Source organism: Metasolibacillus fluoroglycofenilyticus, from assembly GCF_003049645.1.
Lineage (GTDB): Bacteria > Bacillota > Bacilli > Bacillales_A > Planococcaceae > Metasolibacillus > Metasolibacillus fluoroglycofenilyticus.
This window is the reverse complement of the sequence record NZ_PYWK01000001.1, coordinates 1,972,121-1,991,995: the sequence shown is the minus strand read 5'-3', so window position 1 is coordinate 1,991,995 and position 19,875 is coordinate 1,972,121. Positions and strand designations below refer to the sequence as shown.

General features: G+C 39.1%; 16 protein-coding genes and 1 other annotated feature. Of the genes, 14 read left to right on the top strand and 2 right to left on the bottom strand.

Going from position 1 to position 19,875, the window contains the following annotated elements; translation table 11 throughout:
• Nucleotides 1-12 precede the first annotated feature (12 nt).
• A complete protein-coding gene (locus C9J36_RS09300) occupies nt 13-681 on the bottom strand; it encodes an ABC transporter ATP-binding protein (protein ID WP_066162369.1) in 669 nt (222 codons plus the stop codon).
• A 799-nt stretch (nt 682-1,480) separates the two neighbouring features.
• On the opposite strand from C9J36_RS09300, the gene comX reads away from it, so the two are divergent.
• The 11 genes from comX (at nt 1,481) to C9J36_RS09245 (ending at nt 13,028) form a co-directional block, all read left to right on the top strand.
• On the top strand, nt 1,481-1,639 hold the full coding sequence (comX, locus tag C9J36_RS09295) for a competence pheromone ComX (protein WP_107942906.1): 159 nt from the start codon (nt 1,481-1,483) through the stop codon (nt 1,637-1,639).
• A 54-nt stretch (nt 1,640-1,693) separates the two neighbouring features.
• On the top strand, nt 1,694-3,868 hold the full coding sequence (locus C9J36_RS09290) for an ATP-binding protein (RefSeq protein WP_161956397.1): 2,175 nt from the start codon (nt 1,694-1,696) through the stop codon (nt 3,866-3,868).
• Nucleotides 3,852-4,469, top strand: a complete 618-nt coding sequence (locus C9J36_RS09285) for a response regulator transcription factor (RefSeq protein WP_107942904.1) — start codon at nt 3,852-3,854, stop codon at nt 4,467-4,469. Before C9J36_RS09290 ends, C9J36_RS09285 begins: the two co-directional genes overlap by 17 nt.
• A gap of 365 nt (nt 4,470-4,834) precedes the next feature.
• A complete protein-coding gene (gene hemA, locus C9J36_RS09280; RefSeq protein WP_066162378.1) occupies nt 4,835-6,175 on the top strand; it encodes a glutamyl-tRNA reductase in 1,341 nt (446 codons plus the stop codon).
• Between the two features lie 305 nt (nt 6,176-6,480).
• On the top strand, nt 6,481-7,308 hold the full coding sequence (gene ccsA, locus C9J36_RS09275) for a cytochrome c biogenesis protein CcsA (protein WP_066162381.1): 828 nt from the start codon (nt 6,481-6,483) through the stop codon (nt 7,306-7,308).
• Between the two features lie 20 nt (nt 7,309-7,328).
• Nucleotides 7,329-8,261 carry a hydroxymethylbilane synthase gene (gene hemC, locus C9J36_RS09270; RefSeq protein WP_107943102.1) on the top strand — a complete coding sequence of 311 codons (933 nt, stop codon included), beginning with the start codon at nt 7,329-7,331 and terminating at the stop codon, nt 8,259-8,261.
• Complete coding sequence (locus tag C9J36_RS09265; protein WP_107942903.1) at nt 8,251-8,991, top strand: uroporphyrinogen-III synthase; 741 nt, start codon at nt 8,251-8,253, stop codon at nt 8,989-8,991. Before hemC ends, C9J36_RS09265 begins: the two co-directional genes overlap by 11 nt.
• Complete coding sequence (hemB, locus tag C9J36_RS09260; protein ID WP_107942902.1) at nt 8,988-9,968, top strand: porphobilinogen synthase; 981 nt, start codon at nt 8,988-8,990, stop codon at nt 9,966-9,968. The genes C9J36_RS09265 and hemB overlap by 4 nt, the downstream gene beginning before the upstream one ends.
• Before the next feature lies 1 nt (nt 9,969).
• Entirely contained in the window at nt 9,970-11,259 is a 1,290-nt protein-coding gene (gene hemL / locus C9J36_RS09255) for a glutamate-1-semialdehyde 2,1-aminomutase (RefSeq protein ID WP_066162389.1), read from the top strand.
• Between the two features lie 343 nt (nt 11,260-11,602).
• Nucleotides 11,603-12,007, top strand: a complete 405-nt coding sequence (locus C9J36_RS09250) for a membrane lipoprotein lipid attachment site-containing protein (RefSeq protein ID WP_107942901.1) — start codon at nt 11,603-11,605, stop codon at nt 12,005-12,007.
• A 268-nt stretch (nt 12,008-12,275) separates the two neighbouring features.
• Nucleotides 12,276-13,028, top strand: a complete 753-nt coding sequence (locus C9J36_RS09245) for a hypothetical protein (RefSeq protein ID WP_066162394.1) — start codon at nt 12,276-12,278, stop codon at nt 13,026-13,028.
• A 246-nt stretch (nt 13,029-13,274) separates the two neighbouring features.
• On the opposite strand, the gene C9J36_RS09240 is transcribed toward C9J36_RS09245, so the two are convergent.
• The gene (locus tag C9J36_RS09240) at nt 13,275-13,469 is read right to left on the bottom strand and encodes a hypothetical protein (RefSeq protein WP_066162397.1); all 195 of its coding nucleotides are present in this window, start codon (nt 13,467-13,469) and stop codon (nt 13,275-13,277) included.
• A 722-nt stretch (nt 13,470-14,191) separates the two neighbouring features.
• Nucleotides 14,192-14,458 (top strand) — a binding site (T-box leader).
• Between the two features lie 115 nt (nt 14,459-14,573).
• Between C9J36_RS09240 and C9J36_RS09235 the strand changes: the two genes are divergently transcribed.
• The 3 genes from C9J36_RS09235 to C9J36_RS09225 all read left to right on the top strand — a co-directional run bounded on the left by C9J36_RS09235 (nt 14,574) and on the right by C9J36_RS09225 (nt 19,798).
• A complete protein-coding gene (locus C9J36_RS09235) occupies nt 14,574-17,219 on the top strand; it encodes a valine--tRNA ligase (protein WP_107942900.1) in 2,646 nt (881 codons plus the stop codon).
• 78 nt (nt 17,220-17,297) lie between these two features.
• Entirely contained in the window at nt 17,298-18,563 is a 1,266-nt protein-coding gene (locus C9J36_RS09230; protein ID WP_107942899.1) for a bifunctional folylpolyglutamate synthase/dihydrofolate synthase, read from the top strand.
• Nucleotides 18,563-19,798, top strand: a complete 1,236-nt coding sequence (locus C9J36_RS09225; RefSeq protein ID WP_107942898.1) for a bifunctional folylpolyglutamate synthase/dihydrofolate synthase — start codon at nt 18,563-18,565, stop codon at nt 19,796-19,798. The genes C9J36_RS09230 and C9J36_RS09225 overlap by 1 nt, the downstream gene beginning before the upstream one ends.
• Nucleotides 19,799-19,875: the final 77 nt, after the last annotated feature.

The following is a 19,875-nucleotide window of genomic DNA, read 5'->3' as shown; positions in this document are numbered from 1 at the left end:
TTTTTTGTTTCCTTAAAAATCGGCTACCAATTGCTTATTTTTTAATTTGTACACATAATCGGCATACTTTGAGGCTGCTTCATCATGTGTGACGTTTATAATCGTTTGTCCATTTGCTTGGAATTGTGCTAATAGCCTTAGTAGTGAGTTAGTCGCATCATTATCTAAATTATTCGCAGGCTCGTCACAAATAAGCACATCAGGATTGTTAATTAGCGCTCTTGCAATTGCTATTCTCTGTTTCTCGCCATTAGATAACTCTGCAGGAAATCGCTCAAATAGTTTGGAGTGAATACCGACTTGCTCTAATATAAGCTCAGCTTTTGGATATAAGATTTTTTTCGGCTCATCAAAAATAAGCGGTAGCATGACATTATCCAATACAGAATAATTCGGTAAAAGCTTAAAGTTTTGAAAAACAAAGCCGACGTGTTTACTGCGATAATTCCTTCTTGCCTTCTCACTTAATTGATAAATATGAATATCATTGTATAGTACATCTCCGGTAGTAGGGGGTAGTAGACCAGCAATACAGCTTAAAAATGTTGATTTCCCTGTGCCTGAAGGACCGATGATTGTATGCCATTGCCCTTTTTGAATTGTTAAGGAAATATTATGTAAAATATCAATTTGGCCTGATGAATTAGTGAAGGATTTGCTAAGATTGTGAATTTTAATCATGATATTCACCTCGATTGTTATAATAATGAATTATGGAATATTTTTAAGTATATTATTTTAGCATTTTGGACAGTAGCGATGATATTTCACAAAATGTTGATTCATATAAACAGCAAACGCCTCTTTTAAAAATGGGATGAACATTGGCTTTAGCAGCGTTATCCCTCAGTAAAAGGAAAGCGATGAAAACATTGATTTCAATGCGGTGGCAAAGCAAAATGGACTTTTCGGACAACCCCTTTATTTTTTGCTATAGTGCATGCGGTATCCCTAGGTTGCTATAGCATAGCACGGATATTTTCCCTTTGCACCGTCAATATACCGCCATTTTTTTGTCGGTATCCGCCATTTTACCGCCAAATTGTCGAAAAATAAAAAATATATCTACACTTTATTTTTAATTTCGCTAAAATAAATAATAGAAAGTATTTTAAAACTATTTTAATTTCTTTCAGCGGGTGTCTAAACACCCGCTGAAAGAAGTTAAAGCCTCCGGCGAATGTCACGGATTTTGAAAATTCTGGACGCAACTACGTCGAGGCGTAATGGATTGATGGGAGGTGGTTTAGTACAAAAGGGGGATAACCAGCTTAAATGTCATTTTGAAGAAATAGTAACTTTAGAAGCTAGTGTTGATGAACAATTAGTATTGTACAGCAAATTAACAACGATTTACGCCACGGCAAATATTCATTATTTATTTACTAGATGCTAATATTGCACCAAACATTGACTGAAGACGCTATAACAAATGTTGAAAAAAACTTACTAAAAAATGATGAAATGAGGCTGATTTAATATGATGAAAATGATTCAATTTTTACGTGACAATATGGACATTGCAAAGCTATTACATGAAGGAAAAGTATCTCTAGTCGGCGTTACGGCACAAGAGCAAGAAGCGATTGTAGAAGCGTTTGCGGAGGAGGTACATGCTGACGGTGTATACTGGCAATAAAAAATGAAAAAACAATGGCTAATACTAATAGTATATCTAGGGTTAGGTATATATTTGTCTATCGTTGCTTACAAAGTTCCATTGTTAAAAATGGAACTAGAGCAGCGAGACGGACAGTGGAGTGTAAAAGCACATTATTATGAATCATGGGCAAGAGAACAAGGTCTTGAAATAGGAGATATTGTGCTGGCAATAGGTAAAAAGCCAATTGCGTCGATGCCATTAGTTCCATATGATGAAACAATAAGGGGCGCAAATGAATTAACAATAAAAAAACATGATGGAACGATAATAAAAATTGCTGTACTTCATGTAGATTTGCCAGCACAATTTTACTTGCATGTTTTGTTTCCGATTATTTACTTTGTTCTATCGTTAGTGGCCGCATTATATTTATATAAAAAGCAACAAGATATTGAAAGTGTCAAGTGGCTGAGTGGTTTTATTCTTACTGTAGCATTAACCTATTTAAGTAGCGTAGCTTCTAGTAAAGGCGATTTTATTGGAACGATTATAAATAGTGGCGGAATTTTCCTTGTTCCACTTATACTACTTCAATTTTTAAAAGGTTATTATAATTATTTACATATCAAATGGCCATTTATACAGCATATTGAAAGATTTTATGTATTGCCTATAATGGGTGCTGTATTAGGTGGCGTCGAAATATTGTATCCTTATACTAAAAGTGTTATCGTCATAATTTTACTTGCAACATCATTCCTACTTTTTTCATTTCCACTATCGATATTGCTATACAGCTATTATAAAGAACGTACCGTTCAATTACGCTTATTAATTTTAAGCGTAATTTTGCCGTTTTCACCATTTTTATTGCTGTTCGTGTTGCCAGAGGTGCTTTGGCAGCGTCCGATTTTACAGGCGGAATATAGCATATTATTTGTACTATTGATTCCGTTTTGCTTTATGTTTTTACGTGTGACCGAGAGATTATTTGATATTCATTATTATATTACGCGGACAAACTATTATTTAATGGCTACGGCGATTTTAACTGTATGGCTTTATATAGGCTTATATTTCTTATTGGAAAAAGAGTCTAGCTGGGAAATTGTCTTTTTCTTATTTATTTCTATTCTTCTATTTTTCTACATAAAGGAAAAGGCGGATGTGAAATATCGTAATATTTTATTTACGCCAAAGGGCAATACGATACGACAGCTTTCACGAGCGATTAATCAAATGAGTGAAGCATATAAAGTGGAGGAGCTTCTTGCGATTTTAAAGCAGGAGGCTATCAAGCATTTGGAAATAGAAAACATCGAAATTGTTGCTTTTGACGAAAAAGAACGTAAAATGCCTGTTTGCTACACAATAGAGAGTGAACAAATCCAGCAGCTACAAGTAGGAGAAGTTATTAAGCTCTCGAATGAATATGTGGCGCTTATTCATCAGGAGCCGCATATAAAAAGGTTGCTACTTATCGAGCATCGTAACGTGATTCGCTTAAAGGATGAGGAGCTTTTATGGCTAAAATTATTGTTGAAATATACGGAAAGTACAATTGAAAGCCTGAAAAAAATCGAAGAATTATTACAGGAATTGAGAAATGTACAACAAACAGCGGAACAGGAGCCTGTATGGTTGAAGAAGCTAGTATGGTTAAAAGTGGAGCAGGAAAAATATTATGTTGCACAGGAATTACATGATACGGTATTACAAAATTTAACACATCTTACACGTGAAATGAGTTTATTGCTGGAAAATGATGCAGCTATATCAGTCCAAGGGCTGTATCAACAAATGCAAAATAATGTACAGGATTTACGCTCATATTGCGAGACATTAAAGCCGCCTGTATTAGATAAACTGGGATTGACAGTAGCATTGAGTCAGCTTGCACAGCAAGTGAGCAATAAAGCAAATTTTAAATTATCTACAACCTTTGAACGTGTTTATTTACAGAATGAACAGCTACCTTTAGTCATTTATCGGATTGTCCAGGAGCTACTGAATAATGCACTGAAGCATTCTGAGGCAGAAAAGGTAACGCTTTCTTTACAGGAGGTAGATGAAGGCTTTGAATTAATTTATGAGGATGACGGCATTGGCTGTACACTCGAACAGATGCTACAGACAGACTCTTTAGGTATAAGAGGCATCCGTGAAAGAGTAGAGGCGTTTAATGGAAAATGTCGCATAGTGACAAACATAAATGAAGGTGTATTTATTCACATTATTATAGAAGGGCATGAAGAAGATGATTAAGGTGCTTATTGTAGATGACCATCCCATTGTGCTAGAAGGGTCAAAGCGATTAATGGAATCGGCTGATGACATCCAAATTGACACGGAACTACAGGCTAGTAACGTGATAAATCAGTTATCCACAAATCACTATGATGTTTATTTACTCGATGTGAATTTAGGTGAATACGATGGCATTTCTTTAGCACAAATGATTAGGGAGCAAACGACTGCACGAGTCATTTTATATACAGGAAACGACCCGACAAATTATTATTCACTTATCGTTGAAAAGAAGGTGGATGGGGTAGTCTCGAAAATGGCGACGCGCTTTCAAGTAATTCAAACGATTCGTGCAGCGACCCAAGGACTTATTATGATACCAATGGATTTCCTCGATTACATTGATTTTAATAGCAAGGAAGAAATTCAGTTGACCGCAAAGGAAAAAATGCTTGTTTCGTGGCTACAGGAAGGTTTGACAAATAAAGAAATGGCGGCAAAATTGCATATATCTGTACGTACGATTGAGCGCTATTGGACGCAGCTATTTCAAGTTTTAGGCGCAACATCTCGTGAATCGGTGCTGGAAATTGTAAAGGAGCAGAGGCTTCTAGAGTAAAGAAAAAACTTGAGGCTGGGACATAACTTTATTATTTCGAAAAATGAAGAAAATAGATAACAATTTTTCTGCTTTATAGAGTTAAATATTCCGTCTTAAATCGAAAAAATGTTAGACCAACAAGATTGTGGTCTAACATTTTTTCTTTTTGTCCCAGCCTCTTTTTATATGTACGTTGCAATCAATATAGTGCTCACGTTAAAGCAAGCTTATTGAAAATGTATATGAAATTTGTTAAACTTATTTTAGAATGATTCTAAAATAGTAATTACGTTCATAGCATGTTCACAAAACAGGTCGTGAAAATAGGCGTTTTTGTGTTACAATATGAATTATGAATTAGAATGTGTGAGGTGTGGGGGTTCATGCATACTTTAATTGTAGGCTTGAATTATAAAACAGCGCCAGTAGAAATTCGAGAAAAGCTATCCTTTATTGAAAGCGAAATACCGAATGCGATGGAGGCGCTACAACAGCAAAAGAGCATTTTGGAAAATGTAATTGTATCGACATGTAACCGTACAGAAATATATGCGGTTGTAGATCAATTGCATACAGGACGTTATTATATTAAACGTTTTTTAGCAGAATGGTTCAATATTTCAATTGAAGAGTTTGAAGGGCATTTATTCATTCATGAAGAACAGCAGGCAATCCAGCATTTATTTAAAGTAACCGCTGGTATTGATTCGATGATTCTTGGTGAAACGCAAATTTTAGGGCAAGTGAGAAATAGCTTTTTACAAGGGCAGGACCTTGGTGCAACAGGTACGGTATTTAACCAATTATTTAAGCAGGCAGTGACATTTGCAAAACGTGCGCATAATGAAACAGCTATTGGTGAAAATGCGGTATCTGTATCGTATGCAGCAGTGGAGCTAGCAAAGAAAATTTTTGGCTCATTAAAGAAAACACATGTAGCGATTTTAGGTGCTGGAAAAATGGGAGAGCTAGCCATTCAAAACTTATATGGTAATGGTGTAGGTAAAGTAACGGTCGTGAACCGTACATTTGAAAAAGCACAGGATTTAGCTAGTAAGTTTGATGGGACAGCAAAATCAATGCAAGAGTTGCAATGCACGCTACTTGATGCGGATATTTTAATAAGCTCTACAGGTTCGACAAATTATGTCATTGATTATGAGCTAATGCAATATGTGGCACGCATGCGCAAAGGGCAGCCGTTATTTATGGTTGATATTGCAGTTCCGCGTGATTTAGATCCACGCATAGCAGATTTACCGAATGTCTTTTTATATGATATCGATGATTTGCAAGGGATTGTGGAAGCTAATTTAGCCGAGCGTGAGAAGGCTGCTGAACAAATTACACAAATGATTGATTATGAGATAGTCGAATTTAAAACATGGTTAGCAACATTAGGTGTAGTGCCTGTTATCTCTGCATTGCGTAAAAAGGCTAGTCGCATTCAAGAGGAAACGATGCTTAGCATTGAAAATAAAATGCCAGACTTAACAGAGCGTGAGCGTAAAATTTTAAGCAAGCACACAAAATCAATTATTAACCAGCTATTGAAAGAGCCGATTTTACAGGCGAAGGAAATGGCGAATTCTTCAAAAGCTAATGAGCAATTACAATTATTCCAAGAGATTTTTGGTATTGAAGATGATGTGCAAAATGAAGTTGTTACACATATGAATGGGAGCAAAGTGCAAGTCCAACCAAAGCTAGCATTTGAATCATAGTCATCAATAAATAAGAGAACTTTTGCGATGAAAATGACAAAAATTGAAATAAGTTTTCTGTGCAAAAACGAATCGAGCAGTGTTTTATTTTAACAAATACTAATCGCTCATTTATCGTGATAATGAGGGAAAACAAAATAGAAGCGTTTTCATATCTGTATGGTAAAATAATAGATAGGGGGCTGTCGAGAAAGCAGGTTGGCACCTGCCTTTCACGACAGCTTTTCTTATGCTCTAAAAATGTGTTATTATGCTATTGGAAGCTTGATAAAATTGGAATTTTGATGATAAAAGAAGGGATACTCATGTCTGAAATGATAATGACGAGAATATATGAAGCAATTGTCATCCTGTATGCGATTGGTCTCGTCTTTTATTTTATTGATTATTTATACCGACGTGTTCAGGCACGCCGCATAGCATTTTGGTTTGTATCCATTGTTTGGGTATTACAAACAATATATTTTATTTGGTTTATTTTTGAGATGAAACGTTTCCCTGTATTGTCTTTATTTGAAGGCGTTTATTTTTATGCATGGTTGCTAACGTCGCTATCCATTATTTTGCATTGTATCGTGCGGGTAGATATGCCAGTTTTTTTTATGAATCTGCTAGGCTTTGTATTCGTCACAATTCATTTATTAGCACCAAATGATGTAGTGGAGCCTGTGAGAAATTCACTCATTTCAGAAGTGCTCATTATTCATATTAGCTTTGCCATTGCGTCTTATGCGGCATTCTCATTATCCTTTGTTTTTTCTGTGCTGCATTTAGTGCTTTATCGCATTTTAAAGGAAAAAAAGTTCAATCCTTTATGGTCGAGGCTACCAAACCTAAAGCAAACAACGAACTGGATGAGCTACTCGATGCTCGCAGGTATTCCTTTGTTATTCGTAAGCTTAGTGTTAGGATTAGAATGGGCATTTTTATCAATTGATGAATTTACACTTATTGACACGAAAATTTTAGGTTCCTTTTTAATTGCTACTATATATCTTATTATTTTATTGTTACATCGAAGTAAGAAAATGATGAGTACGACGTATGCATGGGCACAAATTTTTATATTTTTGCTTGTCGTTATTAATTTCTTTTTAGGAAGTAAATTATCAACATTCCATTTATGGTATTAAATGAAAGAGGTAGATTTTTAGTGAGAAAAATTATTGTTGGGTCACGTAAAAGTAAGCTTGCATTAACGCAAACAAATTGGTTTATTAACGAATTACGTGCTTCAGGGGCACCATTTGAGTTTGAAGTGAAGGAAATCGTAACGAAAGGTGACCGCATTTTAGATGTTCAGCTTTCGAAAGTTGGAGGAAAGGGCTTGTTTGTAAAGGAAATTGAACAAGCGCTTTATGATAAAGAAATCGATTTTGCGGTACATTCGATGAAGGATATGCCAGCAGTGTTACCTGAGGGCTTAGTCATTGGCTGTATTCCTGCGCGCGAAGACGCACGTGATGCTTTCATCTCGAAAGGGCATGTCAAATTTGCTGATTTACCACAGGGAGCTATCGTTGGAACGAGCTCGCTACGCCGCAGTGCACAGCTTTTACAAGTAAGACCAGACCTTGAAATTAAATGGATTCGTGGCAATGTCGATACGCGTTTAGCAAAGCTTGAAACAGAGGATTATGATGCCATTATTTTAGCAGCAGCAGGTTTAAAACGCCTTGGCTGGAGCGATGATGTAGTAACAGAGTATTTACCTGTAGATATTTGCTTACCAGCCATTGCACAAGGCTCGCTTGGCATCGAATGTCGTGCGGATGATACGGAGCTACTTGCGGCACTGGCAAAGCTGACAGACGAAGCAACTTGGCGCACTGCTCATGCAGAGCGTACATTCCTTGCTGAAATGGATGGTGGCTGTCAAGTACCAATCGCTGGTTATGCGACTGTTGAAGGTGAGAATATCACTTTGACTGGTTTCGTTGCAGCTCCTGATGCTTCTGTTACATATCAGGAAACAATAACAGGAACAGATGCGGTGGCAGTAGGGAAAGAAGTGGCTGCATTATTAACGAAGCAAGGAGCATTCGAGCTAATCCAACGTGTGAAGGCTGAGCAAGATGCAAAGTAATGCACCGCTTGCAGGGAAAACAATTTATGTAACTGGAACACAAAAAGTCCAAACAATTACGGAGCTTGTAGAACGCCATGGAGGGGAAATTAAGTATTTTCCACTCCTAGCTGTACAGGAGTGTATAACACCTGAGGATGCTGGATGGCTGCAAAAATTAGCGCTATACGATTGGTTAATTTTCACGAGCCAAAATGCAGTGACTAGCTTTATCCAAAAACTTGAACGTAACCCTATAGACGTTTCATGCCGTATAGCCGCGGTAGGGGTAAAAACAAAGGCGGAGCTTGAGCAACATGGTTTTACCGTCGATTTTGTGCCGACAATATTTAGTGCAGATGTGTTTGTACAAGAATTTCCACAAATCGCTGAAAATAATCGCTGCCTCTTTTTAAGGGGAAGTTTAGCGAAAAATACGATTCGTGATGCGCTGCAATGCGATGAATGGACGGTTTATGAAACTGTTCCGCTCACTACATATGTTCAAGCGCTTGAAGAAAGCTTGTTGCAGGCAGAGGAGCCGATTGTTGTTTTTGCGAGTCCTTCTGCTGTGCAAGTATATGCGCAGAATGTCGTACCCGTAGTTGATTGGCATTATGTCACAGTGGCTTCCATTGGTCATGTAACGACAGCGGCATTAAAAGAGCATGGAGCACAGGTTGCGATACAGCCCCGAAGCTATACGATGCAAGCAGTAATAGAGCAGTTAATAGGAGGATATGAAAAGTGACACAATACCATTTCCAAAGACATCGTCGTTTACGCCAAAATGCAGGAATGCGTGCAATGGTGAAGGAAACATATTTGCATAAGGAAGATTTAATTTATCCTATCTTCGTAGCAGAGGGACAAAATATTAAAAATGAAGTGACATCAATGCCGGGTGTTTTCCAATTATCTTTAGACAATCTAGGAGCAGAGTTAGATGAAGTAGTGAGACTGGGAATCCCAGCGGTTATTTTATTCGGTTTACCTGCCGAAAAAGATGCAGTTGGAACAGGTGCATACCATAATCATGGCATCATTCAACAGGCGACTCGCTTTTCGAAGGAGCGCCATCCAGAGCTAATTGTTATAGCGGATACTTGTTTATGTGAATATACAGACCACGGTCATTGTGGTGTTGTAGAGGGTGACCAAATTTTAAATGACCCTTCATTAAATTTATTAGCACAAACAGCGATTTCACAAGCGCAGGCAGGAGCGGACATTATCGCCCCATCGAATATGATGGATGGCTTTGTCGCAGCAATACGCGCGGGCTTAGATGAAGCAGGCTTTGCCCACATTCCAATTATGTCTTATGCGGTGAAATATGCATCGGGTTATTACGGTCCTTTCCGTGAGGCGGCTGACGGTGCACCAAAATTTGGTAACCGTAAAACATACCAAATGGACCCGTCTAATCGCTTAGAGGCAATACGCGAGGCATCTTCAGATGTGGAGGAGGGCGCAGACTTCTTAATTGTCAAACCAGCTCTTGCTTATATGGACATTATTCGAGATGTTAAAAATAACTTCGTATTACCAGTGGTTGCGTATAACGTATCGGGGGAATATGCGATGGTGAAGGCGGCAGCAATTAATGGTTGGATTGATGAGCGAGCGGTTGTAATGGAGACATTACTTGGCATGAAGCGAGCGGGAGCGGATTTAATTATTACGTATCATGCGAAAGACGTAGCACAATGGTTGGAGGAGAAATAATATGCGTTCATATGAAAAATCAAAGCAAGCATTTAATGAAGCGATTAATTTAATGCCAGGCGGTGTAAATAGCCCCGTTCGTGCGTTTAAATCAGTAAATATGAGCCCGATTTTTATGGAATCAGGTCATGGTGCGATAATTCGTGATATTGATGGCAATGAATATATCGATTATGTTTTATCATGGGGACCATTGATTCTAGGTCATACTCATCCTGAGGTTGTCGTAGCAATTAGCGAGCAGGCTACAAAAGGTGCTTCATTCGGTGCACCAACATTATCTGAAAATAAATTAGCTGAACTTGTGATGGAGCGTTTGCCAGCAATTGAGATGATTCGTTTCGTTTCATCAGGCACAGAGGCGACGATGTCAGCGCTACGTTTGGCGCGTGGCTATACAGGGCGCGATAAAATTTTAAAATTTGAAGGCTCTTACCATGGACATGGTGATTCTTTATTAATTAAGGCAGGCTCTGGTGTTGCAACATTAGGCTTACCTGATAGTCCTGGTGTACCAGCAGATATTGCTAAAAATACATTAACAGTAGCATACAACGATTTAGAGTCAGCAAAATTAGTTTTTGAAAAATACGGCAATGATTTAGCAGCAGTTATTTTAGAGCCTGTTGCTGGCAATATGGGTGTTGTACCACCACAACCAGGCTTTTTAGAAGGCTTGCGCGAGCTAACGACAGCATATGGGGCATTATTAATTTTTGATGAAGTAATGACGGGCTTCCGTGTAGACTACGGCTGTGCACAAAGCTATTATGGCATCACGCCCGATTTAACTTGTTTAGGTAAAGTAATTGGTGGCGGCTTGCCTGTAGGGGCATTCGGTGGGAAGCGTGAAATTATGGAGAAAATTGCGCCAGCAGGTCCAATTTATCAAGCGGGTACATTATCAGGAAACCCGCTAGCTATGACAGCAGGCTATGAAACATTAGTGCGTTTAAATAAAGATTCATACGAATACTTCCGCAAGCTAGGCGACCAATTAGAAGAAGGTTTCCGCGCTGCTGCTACAAAATACAATATTCCGCATACAGTAAATCGTGCTGGTTCAATGATTGGCTTCTTCTTCACAAACGAGGAAGTAATCAATTTTGAAACAGCAAAAACTTCAGATTTAGAATTATTTGCGGAATACTTCAAGCTCATGGCGGAGGAAGGCATTTTCCTACCACCATCGCAATTTGAAGGTATGTTTATCTCAACAGCACACACGGAGGAGCATATTGCGAAAACAGTGGATGCCTTCCATAAAGTATTTGAGAAATTAGCAAAATAACTAAAAACGTCCAAAAGTCGAGTAGTCACCGATTTTTTGGGCGTTTTTTTGCATAAAACTTCGAATGTAGAATTATCTAATATGTAGTATTCCGACAAAAAAATGTCGACTTAGTGGCGGATATCATCGGTTTACAAGGGTATTTTTGGTTGTTATTATAAAATTAACCTAGGGAAATAAGTAATTTGTTACAATATGACCATTAATGTTGGATTAAAATAATCTAACGGATAAAAAAAGAAATGAATATAACAAATACTAAAGGGAGACGAATTTGATTGATGAATGAAGATTTTAAAAGTCGTAGCATTTTATTATGCGATTGACGATAGGAGGAATTTATATGAAAAAGTATTTCTGCATGTTATTTGCAGTATTACTGTTAGCTGCCTGTACAGTAAAGAACGAGTTACAGGCAAATATAGCTGATTTTGAAGATTCTGGATTCAAAAATAATGCAGGTCAAGTGATTGCTTTGACTGATAAGGGGTTGCTAATAAGCGGTCAACGAAGTACGAGTGATGGCAGAAAAAACAGCGATATTGATATGTTTTTAGCAAATCTTCAGATAGCAGAAGGTGAGATGTTTAGTGAGATTTACGAGGATACCCAAATTTCTACTGAAGGCTCAAAATATACGGTAGTTATTGATAAAATCATTCAATTTGAATTCGAAAAAATCGGGGATCGAATAATTAAAGATACTCAAGGCGTAGAATACTATACACAGGAGTATACGGGGGAATAAAACATGATTTAATGGAGATTATTTAGAATGATGAAAAATTGCACTCAATAGCCTTATAAAAATAAGGAAAGTAGATGGAGTACAACCAATTCTTTCGCGCGAATTATTCATCGATAAATCACGTTCTGCTCGATTAATATTAAATGAAACACGGAAATCACAGAACATTATCTCGGCGCCTGTAAAAAATCCTCAAAATTAGATAGTCCAAGACGATTCATTTTTCCCTCCATGAAAACATACAGTTAATGATAGAGGAGGGAGAGCGATGAAAACAATTACTTGGGATATGGCAGAGCAATTCACATTTCCAGTCGGGCTTGGTGCTGTTGAAGATGTTGTGACAGCGCGTGTTACACCACAGTGGGAGCAAAGTGATGATGGACAATCGATTCGGCTAACAGGTATTTATCATGTGACAGCCTCTGTTGCTTTTAATCCAGCACAAACTGTTTCACAAGTACATGGAACATATATCGAACATATAGATATCGAACAATCCACAGGTTATTTTGAATATGCCTTGCCGCTCGAAGTTGACTTGCCAGCAGATAAAGTAACGGGACCTGTTGAACTAAAGGTGCAAGATTTGAAAGCTGTCCATGATCAAGCAAGTTGCCAGCTTGTTTGGCAAGTTACATGTAATTTTGCGGAGCAAAATGAGACGACTGTACAAGTAGCGATGCAAGAGGCCGCCCCACAAATTGAAGACACTCCGCAACCTGTAGTGGCATCGGTAACTAGTGCGCAAGAGGAAGTGGCGGCGCATGAGATACAAGTGGAGGAAACGGCTATACCCGTTTATAAAGAAACGGAAAATTCGTTGGATACTCAACTAGAAGCTACTGCCGAGCCTGAGTTAGAGCTGCATCTTGACTCTACTAGTCATCTATTTATAGCGCACGATGATGAGCTCGGACAGCAGCCCGTAGCCCAGCAAACGGAGAATTCAGCATTACATGATGATTTTTTTGCGGAGCTAACCGAAACTTACAGCGTGCTGTCTGTCCAAAAAGATTAAGGTATTTTACTTATTCATTTTAAAATACGCTACAAACGGTCAATGCTTTACCCCGCATTAACAGACAGTAAGCCTCCCACTTTAAGACTTAAGTGAAATCGGCTTAAGGATAAGCGGGAGGTCAACTGCCCGTAAAAGCCCGATTGGTTCAACTAACAAAGCACCCACTGATTGAAGTTTCACTTAATTAAAACACAAACGAAGCGTCCAAAAAGCAGTGCTATGAACGCTTTTTGGACGTTAGATTCAAATAATATCAGTCAATAATAAGTAGGCAAGCAGCCCTAAGACGAGAAGTAAGATTAAATCGCCTGTTGTCGGAACAATAAAAACGCGCACACCTTGAAAGACGACGATTGGCAAAATAATCGTTCTGCAATAAAAACGTGTTTTGCGCAGCCACGGAGGCAATAAATAAGGATTGTAGTTTTTCCTACGCATATAATCACCCTTTCACTTTATATTTGTCGTTCTTTACCCCGCATTAACGGGCAGTAAGACACCTGCTTCAAGACTTGAGTGAAAATTGACTAAAGGATAAGCGGGAAATCAACTGCCCGTAAAAGCCCGATTGGTTCAACTAACAATCAGTGGGGAAAAGCCTCCACTGATTGGAGTTTCACTTTACCCCGCATTAACGGGCAGTAAGACACCTACTTCAAGACTTGAGTGAAAATTGACTAAAGGATAAGCGGGAGATCAACTGCCCGTAAAAGCCCGATTGGTTCAACTAATAATCAGTGGAGAAAAGCATCCACTGATTGGAGTTTCACTTTACCCCGCATTAACGGGCAGTAAGACACCTGCTTCAAGACTTGAGTGAAAATTGACTAAAGGATAAGCGGGAGATTAACTGCCCGTAAAAGCCCGATTGGTTCAACTAACAATCAGTGGAGAAAAGCATCCACTGATTGAAGTTTCACTTTACCCCGCATTAACGGGCAGTAAGACACCTACTTCAAGATTTGAGTAAAAATTGACTAAAGGATAAGCGGGAGATTAACTGCCCGTAAAAGCCCGATTGGTTCAACTAACAATCAGTGGAGAAAAGCATCCACTGATTGGAGTTTCACTTTATATTGCTGTCGACATGCTTTTCGTACTGAAGAAATTGTTGCTTGAAATTTCACTTTAAATTATATACAATATGTTCAAGTTAAATATTTGATGCAATGAATAGGAAGAGTAAAATGACAGCGTTTGTTTAGAGAGGGAGCGGTAGCTGAGAAGCTCCTACAATACCATCATTTGAATGTAGCCTAGGAGCAGTTTTTGTGAACGTATTTTCTCTTAATTCAAAATTAGGAGCATGAGCAATACCTTAGCAAAAGCCGGTTAAACACCGTTATCTGAATTGAGAGCCAATCGTTTTTTGATTGGAATTAAAGGTGGTACCGCGAACAAAATACATGCACTCCTTCGTCCTTTTACAGACGAAAGGAGTGTTTTTTATTTTGATTTAGCAAAACTCATGCAGGTGGACGAACATTTGCTAAATCAAAATCCCAAAGTGTCATTGATTTTCATTATTAGGAGGAATGCAGCATGACTGAACAGTTAACGATGTCAACAAAGTATGAGCCAAATGCGATTGAAGCTGGTCGCTATGAATGGTGGCTCAAAGGAAAATTTTTCGAGGCCCAGCCAGAGAGTGGGAAAGAGCCTTACTCCATTGTTATTCCACCACCGAACGTAACAGGAAAACTGCATTTAGGGCATGCATGGGATACGACTTTACAAGATATTGTTATTCGTATGAAGCGCATGCAGGGCTATGATGCACTTTGGTTGCCGGGTATGGACCATGCTGGAATTGCGACACAAGCAAAGGTAGAGCAAAAATTACGTGAACAAGGCGTGACACGCTATGACTTAGGGCGTGAAAAATTCCTAGAAAAAACTTGGGAATGGAAAGAAGAGTATGCAGGTCATATTCGTGAGCAATGGGCTAAATTAGGTTTAGCACTAGATTATTCACGTGAGCGCTTCACATTAGATGAAGGTTTGTCTGATGCTGTAAAGGAAGTATTCGTTCAATTATATGATAAAGGCTTAATTTATCGTGGTGAGCGCATTATTAACTGGGACCCAGCGGCAAAAACAGCGTTATCGGATATTGAAGTAATCTATAAAGATGTGCAAGGCGCATTTTACCATATGAAATATCCGTTAGCGGACGGTTCAGGGCATGTAGAAGTTGCGACAACTCGACCAGAAACGATGCTGGGTGACTCAGGTGTAGCAGTGCATCCAGATGATGAGCGCTACAAGCATTTAATTGGCAAAACAGTTATTTTACCAATTGTAGGACGTGAAATACCAATCGTAGCAGATGATTACGTAGATAAAGATTTTGGAACAGGCGTTGTAAAAATGACACCTGCGCATGATCCGAATGATTTTGAAGTAGGAAATCGCCATAATCTAGAGCGTATTTTAGTAATGCATGAAGACGGTACAATGAATGAGCTAGCTGGGAAATACCAAGGTATGGACCGTTTTGAATGCCGAAAACAAATTGTAGCTGATTTACAGGATGCTGGCGTTCTCTTCAAAATTGAAGAGCATATGCACTCTGTAGGCCACTCTGAACGTTCAGGTGCAGTTGTAGAGCCTTATTTATCTGCACAATGGTTTGTTAAAATGCAGCCGCTTGCTGATGCATCATTAGAGCTACAAAAAGATGAGGCAGGAAAAGTAAATTTTGTGCCAGCACGCTTTGAAAATACGTATTCACGTTGGATGGAAAATATTCGTGACTGGTGTATTTCTCGCCAATTGTGGTGGGGTCACCAAATTCCAGCATGGTATCATAACGAAACAGGCGAAATTTATGTTGGGAAAGAAGCACCAGCAGATAGTGAAAATTGGACACAGGATGAAGATGTATTAGATACTTGGTTCTCATCTGCTTTATGGCCATTTTCAACAATGGGCTGGCCAGATACGACTAATGAAGAATTTAAACGTTATTACCCAACAGGAACACTCGTAACGGGCTATGATATTATTTTCTTCTGGGTTTCCCGCATGATTTTCCAAGGTCTTGAATTTACAGGTGAGCGTCCGTTCAAAGATGTACTCATTCATGGTCTAGTACGTGATGAAGAAGGGCGAAAAATGTCAAAATCACTTGGCAACGGGGTTGACCCGATGGATGTGATTGACAAGTACGGTGCAGATTCCTTGCGTTATTTCTTAGCAACAGGGTCATCACCGGGGCAAGATTTGCGTTATTCAACAGAAAAAGTAGAGGCAACTTGGAATTTTGCTAATAAAATTTGGAATGCTTCCCGCTTTGCATTAATGAATATGGAAGGCTTAACATATGATGAAATTGACTTAACTGGCAATTTATCAGTGGCGGATAAATGGATTTTATCTCGCTTAAATAACACAATTGAACATGTAACGACATTATCAAATAAGTATGAATTTGGTGAAGTAGGTCGCGAATTGTACAACTTTATTTGGGATGATTTCTGTTCTTGGTATATTGAAATGGCGAAGTTACCACTTTACGGAGAGGATGAGGCAGCGAAAAAAACAACTCGTTCCGTATTAGCGCATGTATTAGACCAAACAATGCGTCTATTACATCCTTTCATGCCATTTATTACTGAAGAGATTTGGCAGCATCTACCACATGAAGGTGACTCGATTACAGTAGCAGCATGGCCAACTGTTAACAAAGCATTTAACTTCGAGCAAGATGAGCAAAGCATGAAGCTGCTCATGGATATTATACGTTCGGTACGTAATATCCGTGCTGAGGTAAATACACCAATGAGTAAGAAAGTAGCACTTTATGTATCAGCGAAAGATACTGCAACAGCAGAGGTGCTTGAAGCGAATAAAGCATATATTGAAAAATTCTGTAACCCTGACCCACTTGTTATTGGTCAAAATGTGGAAATACCGGCGCAAACAATGTCCGCTGTAGTGACAGGGGCAGAAGTATTTTTACCGCTAGCTGGTTTAATCAATGTAGAAGAAGAAATTGCACGCTTAGAAAAAGAGCTAGAGAAATGGTCGAAAGAAGTGAAGCTTGTGACTGGTAAGCTATCGAACGAGAAATTTGTATCGAAGGCTCCAGAAGCACTTGTGCAAGCGGAGCGTGAAAAATTAGCAGACTACGAAGAAAAGCATGCAACAGTTGAAAAGCGGTTAGCAGAACTGAAAAATATGTAAAATGAATGGGCGACTAGTTAGTATTGGTCGCCCTTTTTCTAGAAATATGGAATAAATTTGATAGATGGAGTGTAGGCGATGTTTCAAACGATGCAGCAATGTACGGATTTTATTTTTCAATTAAAGGCAAGCAGCTATAAAGGGGCACCGCTAGAATCAGCACAAAAGATTTTGTCAGCACTCGGGCATCCAGAGCACAAAACGAAGTTTATTCATTTTGCAGGCTCGAATGGCAAAGGCTCTACATTAAATGCCACGAGGGAAATTTTAATGGCGCATGGACTCAAAGTAGGCGCTTTTACTTCGCCACATTTAGAGCGTGCAAACGAGCGCATTACAATTAACCAGCAGGAAATTTCGGATAAGCAGTTTTTACACTATGCGAATGCAGTCGTGCAAGCAGTCCAAGACCATCTAAATGGGCAATTCCCGAGTTTTTTTGAAATTGTGACATTGATTGCCTTGCAGCATTTTGCACATGAAAAAATAGATATTGCACTGCTTGAAACGGGAATTGGTGGCCGACTGGATGTAACAAATGTGATTACACCTGAAGTAAGTGTGATTACGACAATCTCACTGGAACATACAGATATGTTAGGGGATACATATGCGCTCATTGCAGCGGAAAAGGCTGGTATTATAAAAAAGGGCAAGCCCGTTGTTGTAGGCGTAGAAAATCAAGAGGCGCTAAAAGTGATTCGACAAACAGCATTGCAACAGGGAGCGCCACTGTATCTTTTGCATGAAGCTTTTCATATTGAGCGTTTACAAAATGGAATCTTCCATTATAAAGAAGATAGTGTCATCAGACATATTCAGCCTGCGATGGAGGGGGCACATCAGCAAAATAATGCAGCACTTGCCATAAAGGCGAGTCAGCTTATACTAGGTCATTTGCAAGAGGACGCTGTGCGCACAGCATTACAGCGTGCTAAATGGCAAGGGCGTTTTGAACGATTTGGGCAGCAGTTAATTTTAGATGGAGCGCATAATTCAGAGGGCACTGCTGCATTAATTCAAACATTACAGCAAGTGGAGCCAACAAAAAAATATCATTTCCTATATGCCGCATTGCAGGATAAAGACCACAGTGTTAGTATCCAGATGATGGAACGAATTGCAACGGCTCTTTATTTCACAACCATTCCGATGCCACGCGCAGCTTCAGCTCAAGTGCTAGCTGACCAAAGTGAGCATTTCAATAAGCAAGTTGTGGAAGATTGGGCGCATTTTTTAACCGAGAAGCTACCGCAGTTGGCACAGGATGAAGTACTAATTGTGACAGGCTCCTTGTATTTCATAGGTGAGGTGCGAACTTTTTTGAAGGAGCGAGGTATGTGATGATTCCAAAACTCGATGATTATAAAAGACGCTGGCAATTGCCGAGTGATGATGTAATTAAGCCAGGGCTTACGCGTATATTGCAAGCATTACAGCAGCTTGGACAGCCTGAGCAGTCACTACAAGTGGTACATTTTGCTGGAACAAATGGCAAAGGCTCAACATTAACATTTGTTGAGCACATTGCACGGGCTTATGGTTTGACAGTTGGTAAATTTATGTCGCCATGCATTGTTGATGTACATGATCAAATTTCAATAGATGGGCAGCCAATTTCTCGCAGGCAAATGGATGCGGTGTTTCAGCAAATGGCTGAGGCGAAGCTACATCATTTATTAACTGACTTTGAGCTTTTAACATGTGCGGCCTTGCTGCATTTTCGAAACGAACAAGTAGATTTAGTGTTACTTGAAGCTGGCATGGGGGGGAGAGAGGATAGCACGAATGTTGCTATACCTATCGTCTCAGTAATTCCGAGCATCGCACTAGAGCATACGAATTTTTTAGGAACGACTCTTGCGCAAATTGCAGGACATAAAGCGGGCATTATAAAGCAAAATAAGCCTACTGTAATTGGTCGTTTGCCAAAGGAGGCTTATGAAGTTGTAAAAGCCGAGGCAAAGCAGCAAAATTCGTCACTTTCTATTCTTGGTGAAGGGTTTGAAGTAGATGGAACAACTTATCGACATTTAGTACGTCAAATCGAAATCAATCATCTAGAGCGAAGACTGCTTGGCATGCATCAAGGAGAGAATATGGCAGTTGCGATTACGGCCTTTTTAGAAGTAGCTTCCGCACTGTCGTTAAAGTTAGATACGGCTGCCATCCAACAGGGAGTATACAATGCACAAGTGGCAGGACGTTTTGAGCAAGTTTCAGAAAATGTCTATTTTGATGGTGCTCATAACCCCGCAAGCATTGCAGCGCTTGTACAGACAATTCAGCAGCAGTTTCCAAATGAACAAGTGGAAATTATTATTGGCATGTTAGCAGATAAAGACGTTGTTAAGGCAATACAGTTATTAGAGCCTATTGCAAGTAAATTTATTTTTGTTGATTTTATGAACCTACGTGCAATGAAAGCACAGCATATGTTAGAAATACCATCAACTGTTGGTGGTACTATAATGACACTGGAGGAAGTCGCTCATTATTTAAAGCGTGGTCATTCGACAAAAATCGTGACGGGCTCCTTATATTTATTAAGCGAACTAAGAGAGGTTTGCTCATTATAAAATTTGTAGAAAAATAGGGAAAACTTTTTTGGCGAGACTGACAAAAGTCTCGTCTTTTTTCATGGCAAATTTGCTAC

Coding starts and splice junctions, on each gene's coding strand:
- C9J36_RS09300 (WP_066162369.1), bottom strand. CDS start 681: ATGATTAAAATTCACAATCTTAGCAAATCCTTCACTAATTCATCAGGC.
- comX (WP_107942906.1), top strand. CDS start 1,481: ATGATGAAAATGATTCAATTTTTACGTGACAATATGGACATTGCAAAG.
- C9J36_RS09285 (WP_107942904.1), top strand. CDS start 3,852: ATGAAGAAGATGATTAAGGTGCTTATTGTAGATGACCATCCCATTGTG.
- hemA (WP_066162378.1), top strand. CDS start 4,835: ATGCATACTTTAATTGTAGGCTTGAATTATAAAACAGCGCCAGTAGAA.
- ccsA (WP_066162381.1), top strand. CDS start 6,481: ATGTCTGAAATGATAATGACGAGAATATATGAAGCAATTGTCATCCTG.
- C9J36_RS09265 (WP_107942903.1), top strand. CDS start 8,251: ATGCAAAGTAATGCACCGCTTGCAGGGAAAACAATTTATGTAACTGGA.
- hemL (WP_066162389.1), top strand. CDS start 9,970: ATGCGTTCATATGAAAAATCAAAGCAAGCATTTAATGAAGCGATTAAT.
- C9J36_RS09250 (WP_107942901.1), top strand. CDS start 11,603: ATGAAAAAGTATTTCTGCATGTTATTTGCAGTATTACTGTTAGCTGCC.
- C9J36_RS09245 (WP_066162394.1), top strand. CDS start 12,276: ATGAAAACAATTACTTGGGATATGGCAGAGCAATTCACATTTCCAGTC.
- C9J36_RS09240 (WP_066162397.1), bottom strand. CDS start 13,469: ATGCGTAGGAAAAACTACAATCCTTATTTATTGCCTCCGTGGCTGCGC.
- C9J36_RS09235 (WP_107942900.1), top strand. CDS start 14,574: ATGACTGAACAGTTAACGATGTCAACAAAGTATGAGCCAAATGCGATT.
- C9J36_RS09230 (WP_107942899.1), top strand. CDS start 17,298: ATGTTTCAAACGATGCAGCAATGTACGGATTTTATTTTTCAATTAAAG.
- C9J36_RS09225 (WP_107942898.1), top strand. CDS start 18,563: ATGATTCCAAAACTCGATGATTATAAAAGACGCTGGCAATTGCCGAGT.